This window comes from Frankia sp. CcWB2 (assembly GCF_977927585.1).
On the sequence record NZ_CDWRCM010000086.1, the window covers coordinates 1 to 15,405 of the forward strand.

A 15,405-nucleotide genomic window follows, 5' to 3' on the forward strand; every position below is an offset into this window, starting at 1 on the left:
CTCCTCACCCGATGATCACCGGCGGGCCAGAAGAATCACAAGATCAGCGACAGATCCAGATCCAGATCCAGTGCAGATGGGCGGCGCACCATGGGTCCGCCGGGTCCGCGGAACCGGCGGCCAGAGGGCTTCGACCAGGCCGGTCAGCGCGGCCGACGGGCCGATTCCGGCCCTCGGTAGCAGGGTCCCTGTACCGTCCGGGGGGTCGGATCGGCCGGAATCGGATCGGCCGGAGTCAGGCCGAGGGCAGCCCTGGTCATGGCGCGCACCACCGGTGGACCACCGGCGGGCAGCGGGCCGCCGCGGATCCGGCGGCCATCGTCGAGGGCGGCCAACGCGAGATCGACCATTGGCCGTAGCCCCGGGAGAATAGGGACCTCCCGCATCCGCGGACCGTCCGTGGGCCCCCCATTCCTCCGCCCCCGTTCCTCCGCCGGCGTGGGCTTCCCGGCTGGCGTGGGCTTCCCGGCTGGCGCGGTGGCGACAGGTGTGTCAGGGCTGCGCGGGGGGATCATCCGGCGGATCCGAACCCGACGGGTGCCTGATCGGCGGGTGGGTGTCCCAAGGCCGCGTGGACGGAGAGCCTGCGGACGGCGGCATCGATGGCGTCGGCGAGGATTGTGAGGACGCGATCGCCCTCCTCATCGCTGAGGATCAGTGGTGGCAACAGCCGGGCGACCGCGCCGTGCCGCCCACCGAGCTCGATGATCAGGCCGCAGCGCAGACATTCGGCCCGTACCAGACCGGCGGGGTGCGCGCCGACGAGGTCGGGGGCTGCGGTCGGATCGACCATCTCGGCGCCGAGCATCAGCCCGCGGCCGCGCACGTCGCCCACCTGCGGCCGGTCCCGGGCGATCTCCGTCAGGCCGGTGAGTAGGCGCGTGCCGAGCCGGGCGGCGCGTTCGTCGAGACGGTCCTCCCGCACCAGGCGCAGCGTGGCGTGGCCTGCGGCCATCGCCAGCTGGTTTCCACGGAAGGTGCCGGTATGTGCCCCGGGCGCCCAGGTGTCCAGCTCAGACCGGTAGGCGATGACGGCCAGTGGCAGCCCGCCGCCGATCGCCTTGGACATGACGATGATGTCGGGGGTGATACCGCTGTGCTGCGCGGCCCAGTACTTCCCGGTGCGACTGACTCCCGTTTGGACCTCGTCCAGGATCAGTGGGATGCCGCGGCGACGGGTGATCTCGCGGACGGCGCGGAGCCAGCCGTCGGGCGCGGGAATCACCCCGCCCTCGCCCTGAACCGGTTCTACGATCAGTGCCGCCGGCCTGACGACCCCTCCGGCGGGGTCATCGAGGAGACGTTCGATGTAGCGGGCGGACAGCTCGGCACCGTCCGGACCGGGGGCGCGACCAGACCCCACCCCGAACGGGCACCGGTAGGGGAAGGGGAACGGCAGCCGTACGACGGATGTCGACGGCGGCAGAGGATCTTTGACGGCGACGTTCCCGGTCACGGCCAGGGCGCCCGCCGTCATCCCGTGGTATCCACCGGTGAACGCGAGGATGGTCTGGTTGCCCGTCACCGTCTGCGCGAGCTTGATGGCCGCCTCGACCGCGTCGGCGCCGCTCGGGCCGCAGAAGTGCAGCTTCACATCGCTCCCCATGCCGGCCGGCAGGCAGCCACGGAGTTCATCGGTGAAGGCGTCCTTCTCGGGGGTGGCGAGGTCGAGCGTGTGCAAGGGGGCCCCTCGGGTGAGCATCGACGTGATCGCCTCGGTCACCACCGGATGGTTGTGTCCCAGTGCAAGCGTTCCGGCGCCGGCCAGGCAGTCCAGGTAGCGGCGGCCATCCGCGCCGAGAACCATGGTTCCGGACGCCCGGACAGGCACGATCGGGAGGGTCCGCGCATAGGTCCGTGCCGCCGATTCGCGCTGACGCTGACGCGCGAGGATCATGGCCGGGTTCGCGGCACCCGTGGGTGCGGACGTGGGACCCGCGGTGGCGGGGGCTGCGGGCGTGGACCTGGCGGCGACGGGGGTCGTAGTCACGGGGGGTGTGGTCACGGGGGGCGTCGTCGCGGCTCTCGTGGTTACGGAAGGCACGGCCGCGGAGGGCGCCGTGCGGCCGGCTGGGCCGCCGGCGGCGGCGTCACGAGCGGAAACCGTCATCGCGGGCGACTCCCTTTCGCGCAGGCTGATTGAGGGAAGCCTAACCTAAGCCAGTCGCACCATGGTTGCTCCGCGCAAGGTTATGGTGGCGCCAAGCAGACTTGGTGGTCTCTTCATAGTCCGTCCGGGGGAGTCGGGTTGCGGCAGAAACATCGGCCTTAGGCTGTGGTGTTTGCGGCATGTCCACTACACGCCCGTCGATCCGGATCAGACAACCGGTTATGGCGGTGACGAACGTCCCGCGATCGTCCGGCGGCACGGAAGCCGGAGGCGGTCCGTGTGAGGTATCAGGCACCGTTTGCGGATCCGATCCGTGTTTCGTCGTCCCACCATCGGGCTAGCCGACAGAGTCGGGTCCAGATGGAGACCACCCATCCGAGACCACCCGTCTGGACCACCCGTCTGGACTATGCGTCCGCGCTCGGCAGCCCGCGGCACACGCCATCGCTCCTGTGCGCCTGGCGGCAGAGTGGGTTGTCCTGTCCCTGGCGGACGACGCGGCTGAGCTCGGGCGCCTGAGGGAGTCTCGGACGACTGATGGAGTGAGGAGTCGATCTGGTGGACCTGCCGCCCTCGGCCGCGCCGCTGCGCGCCCTGCCCGCCGAAAGCCTCCCCCGCCCGGTGTTGACCGCGGTGCGTGACTGGCCGGCTGGCGCCGGAGAGGTCAGTGCCTACTTTTACGACCCGGCGGCGGCCGCGCGGAACGCCGCGGCGCTGCGGGCCTGCCTGTCCATGTGGGCGGAGGTCTGCTACGCGGTCAAGGCCAACAGCTTTCCGCCGATACTCGACGCCCTGTTGCGTGGGCCCGGTCCGGACATCCCTCGGTCGGGGCGGGAACGGAGTGACTCCAGCCTGGGCGCCACCCCGACCGGCGCCAGGACCGGCGCCAGCGGCCGGGGCATCGACGGTTTCGAGGTCTCCTCCGCGCACGAGGTGCGCCTGGCGCAGGCAGCGTACGGCCGGGTCGACCCCGCTCGGCGTCCCCACCTGGTCGCCTCCGGACCGGGGAAATCGATGACCCTGCTTACCGCGCTGGTCTCGGCCGACGTCGACGTCGTCAACGTCGAGAGCTTCGGTGAACTGCGCCGCCTGGACGCCGTCGCCGCCCGACTCGGCCGTCGGGTACGGGCGGCGGTGCGCGTCAACCCGGCCCGAGTGGGACTGGCAGGCTCCCTCCAGATGGGCGGTCGGCCGAGTGCGTTTGGCATTCCCGAAACGGAGGTCCCCGCCGCGCTCGAACTCGCGGCGGATCTGGCCCATATCGACGTCGTCGGATTCCATGTCCACGCGGTGTCCGGCAATCTCGATGCCGCCGCCCATCTGGGCTACGTCCGGTGGTGTCTCGATTTCGCCGCCCGGACGGCTGCCGCGGCCGGGATCGAGCTGCGGATGGTCGACGTGGGCGGTGGATTCGGGGTTCCGTTCGAACCGGACCGGCGCGGTGACCGGCCCTTCGACCTAATCCGATTTGGTGAGGGACTGAGTTCGCTGCCGGTTCCGGACGGAACTCGGGTAATCTTCGAGCCGGGGCGGATGCTGGTGGCCGACTCCGGCTGGTACGCCGCCGAAGTGATCGACGTCAAACATTCCTACGGGACGGAATTCGTGATTCTGCGTGGCGGAATTCATCATTTCGCGCTGCCGACATCGTGGGAGATCATCCATAACTTCGCCGTCGTGGAGAGATCGGGCCGGAACGGTGGGCCGGCGCCGGAGCCGAAGGACACGCGGGAGGCGGTGGTCGAAGGTCGTCCGGTGACGGTGGTCGGGGAGCTGTGTACGCCGGAGGACACCCTCGCCCGTGACATCACGGTCGATCGGGTGCGGTCGGGTGACGTCGTCGTCTTCCCCATGGCGGGTGCGTACGGCTACGAGTTCGCGCTGCCGGATTTCCTTGGCCACCCCCGAGCCCGGCGCGTCGAGCTTCAGGGAACGCGGCATGCTCCGTTTCCCACCGATCGGTCGAGCTGATCGGATACCCGGGAGAGGAATGTTCCCTCAGCACCAGGTTTAAGTTCATCGCTCCAGCCGCCATGGCAGTTATTTCTGGCATTCTGGGAAATATTAATCCAAGTCGCATTTTTCAGATTATTGACAATCTGTTGATGGGACGATGCGTACCGTTTATCGGTCTGGCGCCTAAATGGGACATTGCGGACGGCGGGGGCTGATGTGCCGTGGTTCTGGTCTGTTCGGCTGGTCAAAAGCAGGACTTCTGTCACAATGAATAGACAACTAGCAATCTATGGTGGCATTCCTATCGGATCAGCCGTGACTGCGGATCGGGAGTCACACCAGGACACGGCCGGGAGTATCGATCGGGGAGAAGACCCATGTTTTCGTACCTACATCGTCTCAGGACCATCAGCGTGCTCGGCGCGGCGACCCTCGTCGGCGGGCTGCTTGGCGGCGGTGGTTACGCATACGCGCAGAGCAGTTTCACCGGCAACCCCTGGGTGTTCCGGGCGACCAACCAGAGTGCCGAGGGGCTTCGTATCCAGTCGACGGGCGGGCCCAACGGCCAGCTGTTCATCGTCTACGACCATCTGAACCAACCCATCTTCGCCGTCAACAAGGCCGGCGGCGCCGGTGTGTTCGGGGACAACTTCAACGTCCACCAGGGCAACGACATCCTGCATCCTTGGGTGCGGATCAGCGTCACCGATCCGCAGCCCGCCGACTGCGTGACCACGGGCCAGCTCGTCCTCGGGGGCTCGACCGGTTCGGGTGGCCGCGTCTGGCGGTGCGTCGTCGGGCAGGGGTGGACGCCCGTCCTCTGACGGGACGTGGCCCGTGGCGGGATGCGGCCCGCTCGGACGATCGTGACGTCACGCGACGTCATGATCCGGTGTCGCATTGCTTTTCAAGTAGCGCACGCCCTTTTGCCATGGCATCACATCAAGGTGCCGCTAAGCCTCACTGCCTATGGACGCCGGGGCGACAGCGCCGCACAGGCGACACTGAGCCGGCAGCCGGCCGGCGAATTTGGGGGACCTGAGCACGGTCTGCGGTCCCTGGACCGTGCCTTGCTCCCCATAACTCGGCCGCCGCGATCCTCGCCCGCGTTCCCACCATGACCGCCGCCCTGGACGCCGCGAGCGCCCCGGCCGGCGCATCCGGCCCGAGCATCCCGTTGACGCCCGTCTCGGCCTGGCAACCCGGCGACCCGCTCTTCGCCGCCGGTTCCGATGGCACCCCCGACAACCCCGGGCACGTCGGCATCTACCTCGGCGGCAACCAGGTGCTGCACGCCCCCACACCGGCGACGTCGTCAGCATCGTTTCGCTCGACCGGTACGAGAAGGTTACCGGCGCCACCAGACCTTCTGCGCTGACCCGCTGACCCGCTGACCAATGATCAGGTGATTCGCCGACCATGTCGGACCCATCCGCTGCGGGGGAGGGCCGGGTGGGGAATGACGTGACGGCGTCAGAGGCCCTTGGTGATGATCGTGACGGCCGCCTTGGCGTCGTTTGGCCGGGCCGCCTCCCAACCCGCGCGTGCCGCTCCGGTGCGGCCTGATCCGGCACGGTCCGATCTCGACCGCCTCGATAGGACCGGGAAGGGGGACATCCCAAAGGCGGACGACAGCAGGGCCGATGCGGAGGCGGATGCGGCCGGGGGGCGGATCGGTGGGGAGCACCGGGCCGCCGGGGCGGAGCGGGTCACGGCGGTGGGTTCGGCGGGTTCGGTCGGTGACGACCCGTCGGCGGACGACGGCCCCTCGGGCAGCGAGGAGTTCCCGGCGTCCGGGGATGCCGCGCCGTCGGCTTCGGGGACGGAGGTGGACCGCCGACCCATCACCGGCGCCGGCAGAACCGGCACGGGCAGGTCGAACCACAGGTACTTCCCTGACTCGACCGCCACCGTCCCCCAGCTGCCCGCCAACGTGTCGAGAACCAGCAGGCCGCGACCGCCCTCGGCGTCCGGCGCGGCCTCACGCCGCTGCGGCAGGACCGTCGAGGTGTCCGACACGGACGCGTGGATCAGACCGGGCCGTATCTCGATGAGCAGCCACAGCGGCGGCTGCCCGTACTTGACCGCGTTCGTCACGAGCTCACTGACGAGCAGCTCGGCGGTGCCGCGCACGTCCTCGGGAAGGTCCGCCAGCCGGATGCCCTCACGGAGCACCCTGCGGGCCTGCGGGACGGCAGAGGGCAGATAGGGGAGCTCGGCGAGTATGTGGGTTGCGGGTGGGCAACTGGACGTTGCCTGCCGTACCACATCCATCGGGACCGAAAACGCGCTCATCGACCACCAAGCCTGTGCGAGGATATCGAGGTGGCTCTACCCACTGGGTGGGGATTGAAGCCTCTGTTTCCGGATCGCACCTCTTGAGGCCATGCCGATACGGCATCCGGCACGGCGCCCGGTGGTGTCTCCTCTCCGTGGGCCCTTCCGTGGGCCCTTCGTGCCCGTGGGGCCCGGGCCTTCGTGCCCGTGGGGTCCGGGGCCCACGGTACGCCCGCGGGCGTACCGGAGGTGCCCTCGGAGGTAGCCCGGAGCGCCCATCATGCCGGTCAGCCGGGCACGCGCGCCACGAGGATCGCGACGTCGTCGCGCAGGTTGCCGCCGGCGAACCGCTCGGCGGCGGCCAGGACGCGATCCGCGATCCCCTGCGCTGACAGTCCCGCGCACCCCCCGATCGCGTCGAGGAGCCGGTCCTCGCCGAGCAGCTTCCCGCCATTGCGGGCCTCGATCACCCCGTCGGTGTAGAAGACCAGTGACTCGCCCGGGCGCAGGACGATCTCGAACCCCGGAAACGAGACCTCGTCGTCGTCGAGGACGCCGAGCAGGGTTCCCGGGCGACCGACGAGCGAGGCGTGCCCGTCAGCGTGCAGCACCACCGGCTGGGGATGGCCGGCGAGGAACAGCCGCAGTCGGATCCCGGTGCCGGTGCCGGTGCCGGTGCCGGTGCTGGTGCTGGTGCTGGTGCTGGTGTCGGCGGACTCGCTCCCCGCGGGTCCGCCGGCCGGCGCCATGATCGCGGCGGCGGCCAGGGTGCAGAACCGGCTCTGCCCGTTCGGATGAGACGACGTGGCGTCGCGCAGGGTCCGGTTCAACTCGAGCAGCACCTCGCCGAGCTCCGTACCCCGGCCCGTCAGCAGCCGCAGGACGGCGCGGGCCACCCCGGTCACGGTGGCGGCCTCTGCACCCTTGCCACAGACGTCGCCGATGGCGATCGTCCAGCCGAGCGGACCCGACAGCAGGTCGAAGAAGTCGCCGCCGACGTCGAGACCCGCCGACTGCGCGGCGCCATAGGCGGAACCGAGATCCAGTCCCTCGATCATCGGCAGCTCCGGTGGGCGCAGACCCGCCTGGAGCGTGCCGGCCAGTTCCACCTGCCGGCTGTAGAGCCGGGCGTTGTCGACTGCGAAGGCGGCCCGGCGCGCGAGGTCGGCGAGTAGATCGATCTCGTCCGCGGCGAAGGCGTTGCCCTCGGGGCGGCCGAGCGCGAGCACCCCGAGTACCTGCCGCCGGGCCCGCAGTACCATCACGAGCGCCGGTCCGCCGAGCGCGGTCAGCGAACGCACCCGGTCTCCGCTCGCGGAGCGCACCGCCGCCATCAACAGGCCGTCCGGGTCGACCGCGGCAGCGGTGAGGGCGCCCGCCGCATTCTCCTCCGCGTGCGCCGCCGCCCACAGGGCGGGATCGGCGTTCTCCCGGTGCAGGTACACCGCGCACCACTGGGCCAACCGTGGGACCGGCAACCGCGCGAGCAGCGCCAGCGAGCGGCTCAGGTCCAGGCTGCCCGCCAGCAGATCGGACGCCTCGGCGAGGAAGGACAGCATCCCGATGCGGCGTTCCTCGGCGCGTCGCATGTCGCCGCCGCCGAGGGCCAGGGCCATCCATCGGGTCGTCAGGCGGATGCGTTCCACGTCCAGCCCGGCCGCCGCGGCGGCATCCGTCCAGCGGACCTCGCCAGAGACCTCCGCTCCGCCCGAACCGCCGGTGCCGCCCGAACCACTCGGGCGGCCGCCGGCCGCCGGCCAGAGCAGCAGTTCGCCGAGGCTCTCCTGCGTCGGATCCAGCGGGAACGAGAGCGCCTCGGTGACCGAGCTGACGGCCCCAAGCGTGGCCACGGTCTCCAACCGGCCGCCGTCGCGCCCGGGACGCCGCACCAGCCCAGCGGTTACCGCGAGCGCGTCCACCAGTTGCGCGAGCAGTTCGCTGACCTCGCCCTCGGCGGTGAGAGCACGGGCGGTGTCCCGGGCTATCAGTCGGACCGGACGCGCCGGTACCACGGGGGCCGGGGCCGCGCGGGGCGCGGGACTGGTCACAGCCACAGCGGGCGAGGACGAGGACGCGGACGACGAGGCACCGGCGGCCTCGTCGTCGCCCGCCGCCGGGGTGTGCGAGCCGTCGCCGACGGTTCCCAGGCGGAACCAGACGGTCTTGCCACCGCGGCCGTGCTCGGTCCCCCAGCTCGTCGCGAGCGCGTCAACGAGGGCGAGGCCGCGGCCGTCCTCGCGCAGCCCGTCGATGCCGAAGTCGGCGTCCCCGACCTTCTTTACCCGGGCCATGCCGATGCGGACCGGATGCCGGTCGGCGACCCCGACCCGCACGCCGTCACCGTCCGCGCGCACCTCCACGGTGGCCGAGGTGCCCGCGTGCACGACGACATTGGTGACCAGCTCGGTGACGAGCAGAAGCGCGGAGTCCAACAGGTCGTCGTCCAGCCGCCCGTGCAACGCCTCGAGCAGGAAGCGCCGGGCGGCCCGGGGGGAGTCGGGCGTCGGTGGCAACGCGATGGCGCGCGCCGGCATCGTCCCACCCCCTGCTGCGCCATACATGTGCTCAGTCTCTCCTGCGTTGTCCATCGTGAGGCGGATACTGGCGGCTGGTGTCACCTGTCCACCGACGCCGCCCCACGCTGGTGCCCGTGGGAGACCGCCCTTGACCCGGGTCCTCCGCCCGGCCCGGGATCCGGGACGATCGTGTCGACCGAGCTCAGGTAGGAGACCAATGAGCCCCGCATACGACCCGCAACCCTCGGCTCGTCATGATCTGGATGCACCCGGCGGTGACGCTACCGCGACCATCGTGCCCCATGCATCCCTTCCCGCGGACGACACTCGGGCGCCGATGGCCGCCGTCGACGAGCTGATCGCGGATCTCCTGCACGGGCTGACCCGCCTGTGCGAGGGCGACTTCTCGACCCGCCTCGCGGCGCGGGACGGCTACGCCGGTGACGTGGTGCGCAAGTTCGACGAGCTGGCCGCCATCCAGGAGCGCCACGCGCGTGAGTTGGCCCGGGTCAGCAAGGTGATCCGCCGTGACGGCCGGCTCACCCTGCGAATGGAGGACATGGGCAGCCCCGGCGGCTGGTCCGACATGACGCAGGCGGTGAATTCCCTCATCGACGACCTGGCCCGGCCGACCCACGAGGTGGCGCGGGTCATAGCGGCGGTGGCCGAGGGGGACCTGTCCCAGCACATGGCGTTGGAGATCGCCGGCCAGCCGGTGCGTGGGGAGTTCCTGCGGATCGGCACCACGGTGAACACGATGGTGGACCAGTTGTCGTCGTTCGCGGACGAGGTGACCCGGGTCGCCCGTGAGGTGGGCACGGAGGGCAACCTGGGCGGCCAGGCGCATGTGCGCGGGGTGTCGGGGGTGTGGCGGGACCTGACGGAGTCGGTGAATTCGATGGCGGGCAACCCGACCAGCCAGGTCCGCAACATCGCGCTGGTGACCACGGCGGTGGCCCGCGGCGACCTGAGCCAGAAGATTACCGTGACCGCGCAGGGTGAGATCGCTGAGCTGAAGGACACCGTCAACACGATGGTCGACCAGCTCTCCTCGTTCGCCGCGGAGATCACCCGGGTGGGCCGGGAGGTCGGCGTCGAGGGTAAGCTCGGCGGTCAGGCCACCGTAGCCGGAGTCGCCGGAACGTGGAAGGACCTCACCGACAACGTCAACCAGTTGGCGTCCACGCTGACCATCCAGCTGCGGGCGATCGGCGACGTCTCCACCGCGGTGACCCGCGGTGACCTGACCCGGTCCATCTCGGTGGAGGCCGAGGGCGAGGTCGCCGAGCTCAAGGACAACATCAACCAGATGATCGCGCGACTGCGCGAGACCACCGAGGTCAACGCCCAGCAGGACTGGCTGAAGTCCAACCTGGCCCGGATCGGCAGCAAGATGCAGGGCCAGCGCGATCTCTACGCAGTCTGCCAGATGATCATCAGCGAGATGGCGCCCGCGGTCAACGCCCAGCAGGGCACGGTCTACCTGCTCGACTTCATCGAGGGTGACAAGCTGCGCTACGTCGCCGGCTACGGCTCGGTGCCCCGGCGCCGCTCGGACGGCACCTTCCTGTTCGGCGAAGGACTCATCGGGCAGGCGGCCCTGGAGCGCGACCGTATCCGGGTCGAGCACGTACCCGCCGGCTACCTTAACATCCGTAGCGGACTCGGCGAGGCGCCGCCGTGCGACCTGGTCGTCGTGCCGGTCGTGTTCGAGAACCAGGTGCTCGGCGTCATCGAGCTGGCCTCGTTCTCGCCGTTCTCCGAGCTGCACCTCACCCTGGTCGACCAGCTCGTCGACACCATCGGGGTGGTGCTGAACACGATCATGGCGAACGCTCGGACGGAGGAGCTGCTGGCCCAGTCCCAGCGGCTCACCCAGGAGCTGCGTTCGCAGTCGGTCGAGCTGCAGCGGACGAACAACGAGCTCGAGGAGAAGGCGGCGCTGCTCGAGGAGAAGAACCACGAGATCGAGCTGGCCCGCATCGGGTTGGAGGAGAAGGCCGAGCAGCTGGCGCTGTCGTCGCAGTACAAGTCGGAGTTCCTGGCGAACATGAGCCACGAGCTGCGCACGCCGCTCAACAGTCTGCTCATCCTCGCCAAGCTGCTGGCCGACAACCCGGACCGTAACCTCTCCCGCAAGCAGATCGACTTCGCCGAGACGATCCACTCCGCCGGTTCCGAGCTGCTCGAGTTGATCAACGATATCCTGGACCTGTCGAAGGTCGACGCCGGGAAGATGAACGTCGATGCGACCACCGTGCGCACAGCGGCGCTCTGCGACGCGGTCGCCGGGGTCTTCGGCCCCGTGGCGGAGGAGAAGGGCCTGTCATTCCAGGTCAACCTCGCTCCCGACGTGCCAGCCGAGTTCGTCACCGACGAGCAGCGCCTCCAGCAGGTGCTGAAGAACCTCCTGTCGAACGCGGTGAAGTTCACCGACACCGGCACCGTCCGGCTCGACGTCACCGTCGCCCGGTCGGATCTGCCCTTCCTCTCGCCGAGCCTGTGTTCCGCGGGCACGGTGTTGTCGTTCGCGGTCACCGACACCGGAATCGGGGTCGCCGCCGAGAAGCTTCGGATGATCTTCGAGGCGTTCCAGCAGGCGGATGGCACGACGTCGCGTCGCTACGGCGGCACCGGGCTCGGCCTGTCGATCAGCAAGGAGATCGCCCGCCTGCTGGGCGGCGCCATCGCGGTCTCCAGCGTGGTCGGCCGTGGGAGCACCTTCACCCTCTACCTGCCGTCGGCCCCGCCGGCGCAGATGCCGTCCTTCGGGGTCACGCCGGGCGAGCCGGACAACGTTCTCATGATCGTCGATCCGTCGGGCCAGTACCTCGGGCGGCGGTCGGGTGAGAGGGTGGACGCGGGAGCGGGTGGCGGACCCGCGTCCGCCGGCCGCGATGCCGGGCCCGCGAACGGATGGCAGAGCCCCGACGCGGACCGGTTCGGCACGACGGCACTCGTACCTTCGTCCCCGACCCCGTCCCCGTCCCCGCCGACCTCGTCCCCGACCCCGTCCCCGCCGACCTCGTCCCCGACCCGTTCCGGGTCCGGCGCGGGGGGAACCGCCGGGCACGGGGGCACGGGTGGAATCGGCAGCGCCCACTGGTCCGCCGCGGCCGGCGGGCCGGCGGATGGCTCGGCGGCCTTCACCTCGGGCTGGCGGCCGAGCGAGCCCGTCACGGTGGGGACTCCGTTCCTCACCGAGTCCACCGAGTCCGCCAGCCGCCCGCTGACCGAGGGATCGGAAGGATCCGATCCCCTGGTCGGTGCCACGGTGCTGGTCGTCGACGACGACGTCCGCAACGTCTTCGCGCTCACCAGTGCGCTGGAGATGTACGGCATGCGGGTCCTCTACGCCGACAACGGTCATGATGCGATCCGTATGCTGCAGCAGGACACCCCGCCCGTGCACCTCGTGCTGATGGATGTGATGTTGCCGGGCATGGGCGGCAATGAAACGACCTCGATGATCCGTGACATGCTGGCGTTCGCGGATCTGCCGATCTTGGTGCTGACTGCCAAGGCCATGCCGGGAGACCGGGAGAAGAGCATCACCGCCGGGGCCACCGACTACATCACCAAGCCCGTGGATCTGGACCATCTCCTCGGGGTGATGCGGTCGTATCTGTATTGATCAGATCGCGTATGGTGCGCATCGGGTGGCTATCGGTGGGGCGGTGAGATGCCGTCGGGAGCGATCAGTGATCGTGGAGGGGTGGCGACGCCCACCACGGGTCGGTAGGGCGATCGCGAAGGAGGAGGCAGGCGGGTGACCGAGCGGACCAGCGGTTCCGTCGACGGCGAAGGTGGGCCGAGCACGGAACGGCCCCGCAGCAAGATCCTGCTGGTCGACGATCGAGCGGACAACCTGATGGCCTTGGAGGCGATTCTCGCCTCGCTGGATCAGGATCTCGTCACGGCGTCGTCGGGTGATGGACGGTTTCGAGACAGCGCACCGGATCAAGCAGCGGGGGCGTACCCGAGACACTCCGATCATCTTTCTGACGGCGATCGACCGCGAGCCGCACCACGCGTTCCGCGGCTACGCTGTCGGCGCGGTCGACTACATCGCGAAGCCTTTCGACCCCTGGTTGCTCCGGGCCAAGGTCAGCGTCTTCGTCGAGCTGTTCGAGAAGAACGAGCGGCTGGCCGAGCTGGTCCACCAGCGTGTTCGCGACTTTGATTTGATGACGGAGATCGCGGAGCGGCTGATCGCGTTGGACGTCCTGTTGGAGGGCAGCGGCCGCAGCTCCGCCGAGGAGACCCTCGCGGCGGCCGGGGCCGAGGTCCGCGGACTCGTCGCTCGGTTGCAGCCCTTCGCTCGGCCGACGAACGCCTGATCGTCCACGGCGCCGGCCGGCGCCCGCCGGCGGGCGCCGGCCTCCCGCCAGCATTATGCGGGATGGCGTGGGTGCGGCTGCTCGACCACTACAAGGGGGCGCCCGGCCCATGGCCCGCGCCGATAACATGAATTTGTCGACCAGATCCGCCGCCGTGCCGGCACGGCCGGTTTGTGTAGTCGTAGGAGGTTTCGTCATATGGCGATATCCCGGCGCAACCTCCCTGGGCTCACTGGGACTGATCTCCAGACTATCGGTCCGTATACAGTTGAACGGAAGCTGGTCGACGCCAGGACAGGACCGGTGTTTCTTGCACGTAACGGCGAGGCGCGTCCGGTCCTCGTCAAGACGATCACCGCGCCCTTCGGGCGGGACACAGAGTTCCGTCGGCGCCTGCGCGTCGACCTCGACAACATCCGCCGGTTGGCGCCGTCCTGCCTCGCCGCCATCCTCGACCTCGACACGGGCGCTCGCCCCCCCTACGTCGTCGCGGAGTTCATCGACGCCCCGACTCTCGCCGCAACCGTCGCCGACGGCGGAGCGTTGTCCGGACCGGACACCCACCGGCTCGCCGTCGGGCTGGCGACGGCTCTGGCCGCACTGCACGAATCGGAAATTTTCCTCGGCGATCTGAAGCCTATCAATGTGGTTCTTTCCGAGCGGAGGCTGCGGCTGATTGACTTCGGGCTCTTCCGAGCGATGAATGCGGTAAGCATGAATAATCCGGGCGGACCGCCGTCCGGTATCGGCACACTTGCGTTCATAACGCCCGAACAGGTTCTCGGACAGACCGCCACCGTCGCATCGGATGTCTTTACCTGGGGCAGCGTGCTGTTATTCGCCGTGACCGGCCGGCCGCCATTCGGTGCCGGAACGCCCCGGGTCCTGCTGCAGCGGGCCGTCTACGCGGAACCCGACCTGTCCGTGTTCAGTCCGGAGCTGCGCGAGCTGGTCGCGGCGGCGATGCGCAAGGACCCGAAGCGCCGGCCGGCCGCGGCCGAACTGCTCGAACAGCTGGTGGCCCATCCGACACGAAGCAGCGAGGCGGAGCCTGCGGTCGAGCCCACCCGGCGTCTCGCCCTGCCTGCGGGTGTCATCGAGACGCCGGTCCCGGTGCAGACGAGGCGGGCGGCCGAGTCCGAGTCGAAACCGGAGGTCGTAGGCACGAGCGACCTCGCTGCCCGTGCCATCGGTGCCATACACGGCCTCGAGATCGTGCTCGAGGCCGCGACTGAGACCGAGGCCGTGCTCGAGACCAGGGCGGTACGTGGGGCCGGGCCGGCCGCGGAGATCACGGCCGTCCCGCCGGCCGCCGCGGTCGCTCTCAGCGCCGTCCGTACCGGAGCAGAGCCGCGGATGCGTCCGTCGTCTCCCGGTCCGTCGGCCTCCGTGGCCGGTGCGCCTGCCCCACAGCCCACCGCGGCCGCGAGCGCGCGCGCAAGCCACGTCCAGGAGAAAACCGGGAACGTCTCCGCCTTATCGTCATCATCGTCACCGGGGGATCACCTGGACCGCGGGTGGCTCCGACGCGTGCTCTCGATTGGCGTGGCGGCCTCGGTGCTCGTCCTCCCGACCGTTGTGATCGTCGATACGCTGCGGGAGCGCAGCGCGGCGGCCACGTCGCGCGAGGCGGCCCGTGGCGCGATGCGCCTTCTCGACCGGGAACCGGATCTCGCCGGTCAACTCGCCGTCTCGGCCTACCGCACGGCTCCGACCTCGGCCGCGGCGGAGGCGCTGGTCAATGCGAGCGTCCGGCAGATCGGGCCGGCGACGGGAGCGATCCGCGATCTGCTGATCACCCCGGATGGTCGATATCTAATTATCATCGGTGACTTCGGCGGGTCGGTGTGGAGCATCATCGGTCCTGGCCGGGTGCGTCACGTTACCGACCTGCCCGCGGTGGCCGCAGCCACGGGAGATCGCAGCCCCCGCGGCCGGGATCGCCCCGGCGGCAATGGTGAAGGGCCTGCTCGCCGTCGCGCTGGTACCCGCATCCGGTCCAGCCATGGGGGTGCGGGCGTCCACGACCATGGTGACGGCGGGGACGGACCGGGTGATCCGGTTATGGCGGCTGGCCCAGCCCGGGCTCACGGACGACGGCGACCTTCAGTCGGCGATCAAAATCGGTCAGCGAGTGAGTCTGCTCGCCGAGCTGCGGGGACACACGGGTACGGTGGCGAGCGTCGCGGTGAGCGCGGATGGCCGG

At 69.8% G+C, this 15,405-nt stretch carries 8 protein-coding genes and 1 pseudogene; 6 read left to right on the top strand and 3 right to left on the bottom strand.

The features are described 5' to 3' along the window. Nucleotides 1-511: 511 nt before the first annotated feature. Nucleotides 512-2,110 (bottom strand): diaminobutyrate--2-oxoglutarate transaminase family protein, encoded by a 1,599-nt coding sequence (locus tag ACY45C_RS11110; protein WP_462187538.1) that lies wholly within the window; start codon nt 2,108-2,110, stop codon nt 512-514. Nucleotides 2,111-2,668: 558 nt separating this feature from the next. Here ACY45C_RS11110 and ACY45C_RS11115 point away from each other — a divergent pair. The 3 genes from ACY45C_RS11115 to ACY45C_RS11125 all read left to right on the top strand — a co-directional run bounded on the left by ACY45C_RS11115 (nt 2,669) and on the right by ACY45C_RS11125 (nt 5,444). Further along, the gene (locus tag ACY45C_RS11115) at nt 2,669-4,081 is read left to right on the top strand and encodes a type III PLP-dependent enzyme domain-containing protein (RefSeq protein ID WP_462187539.1); all 1,413 of its coding nucleotides are present in this window, start codon (nt 2,669-2,671) and stop codon (nt 4,079-4,081) included. A gap of 362 nt (nt 4,082-4,443) precedes the next feature. Beyond that, nucleotides 4,444-4,890 (top strand): hypothetical protein, encoded by a 447-nt coding sequence (locus tag ACY45C_RS11120; protein WP_462187540.1) that lies wholly within the window; start codon nt 4,444-4,446, stop codon nt 4,888-4,890. A gap of 293 nt (nt 4,891-5,183) precedes the next feature. After that, nucleotides 5,184-5,444: an NlpC/P60 family protein gene (locus ACY45C_RS11125; RefSeq protein WP_462187541.1), complete on the top strand. Its 261-nt coding sequence runs from the start codon at nt 5,184-5,186 to the stop codon at nt 5,442-5,444. A gap of 95 nt (nt 5,445-5,539) precedes the next feature. Here ACY45C_RS11125 and ACY45C_RS11130 read toward each other — a convergent pair whose 3' ends face one another. Next, nucleotides 5,540-6,361, bottom strand: coding sequence for an ATP-binding protein (locus tag ACY45C_RS11130; RefSeq protein WP_462187542.1), 822 nt, complete (start codon nt 6,359-6,361; stop codon nt 5,540-5,542). A 269-nt stretch (nt 6,362-6,630) separates the two neighbouring features. Then, nucleotides 6,631-8,904, bottom strand: a complete 2,274-nt coding sequence (locus ACY45C_RS11135) for a SpoIIE family protein phosphatase (RefSeq protein ID WP_462187543.1) — start codon at nt 8,902-8,904, stop codon at nt 6,631-6,633. Between the two features lie 172 nt (nt 8,905-9,076). Between ACY45C_RS11135 and ACY45C_RS11140 the strand changes: the two genes are divergently transcribed. From ACY45C_RS11140 to ACY45C_RS11150, 3 genes and pseudogenes are all read left to right on the top strand, one after another. After that, nucleotides 9,077-12,493 (top strand): hybrid sensor histidine kinase/response regulator, encoded by a 3,417-nt coding sequence (locus tag ACY45C_RS11140; protein WP_462187544.1) that lies wholly within the window; start codon nt 9,077-9,079, stop codon nt 12,491-12,493. Nucleotides 12,494-12,628: 135 nt separating this feature from the next. Beyond that, a pseudogene (locus ACY45C_RS11145) lies at nt 12,629-13,199 on the top strand (response regulator). A 303-nt stretch (nt 13,200-13,502) separates the two neighbouring features. Beyond that, nucleotides 13,503-15,405: serine/threonine-protein kinase (locus ACY45C_RS11150; RefSeq protein ID WP_462187545.1), on the top strand; the 1,903-nt coding region annotated here is incomplete at its 3' end.

Bases quoted from the DNA above. Each gene is read 5' to 3' on its own strand.
- ACY45C_RS11130 (WP_462187542.1), bottom strand. From the start codon at position 6,361: ATGAGCGCGTTTTCGGTCCCGATGGATGTGGTACGGCAGGCAACGTCC.
- ACY45C_RS11120 (WP_462187540.1), top strand. From the start codon at position 4,444: ATGTTTTCGTACCTACATCGTCTCAGGACCATCAGCGTGCTCGGCGCG.
- ACY45C_RS11125 (WP_462187541.1), top strand. From the start codon at position 5,184: ATGACCGCCGCCCTGGACGCCGCGAGCGCCCCGGCCGGCGCATCCGGC.
- ACY45C_RS11140 (WP_462187544.1), top strand. From the start codon at position 9,077: ATGAGCCCCGCATACGACCCGCAACCCTCGGCTCGTCATGATCTGGAT.
- ACY45C_RS11135 (WP_462187543.1), bottom strand. From the start codon at position 8,904: ATGTATGGCGCAGCAGGGGGTGGGACGATGCCGGCGCGCGCCATCGCG.
- ACY45C_RS11110 (WP_462187538.1), bottom strand. From the start codon at position 2,110: ATGACGGTTTCCGCTCGTGACGCCGCCGCCGGCGGCCCAGCCGGCCGC.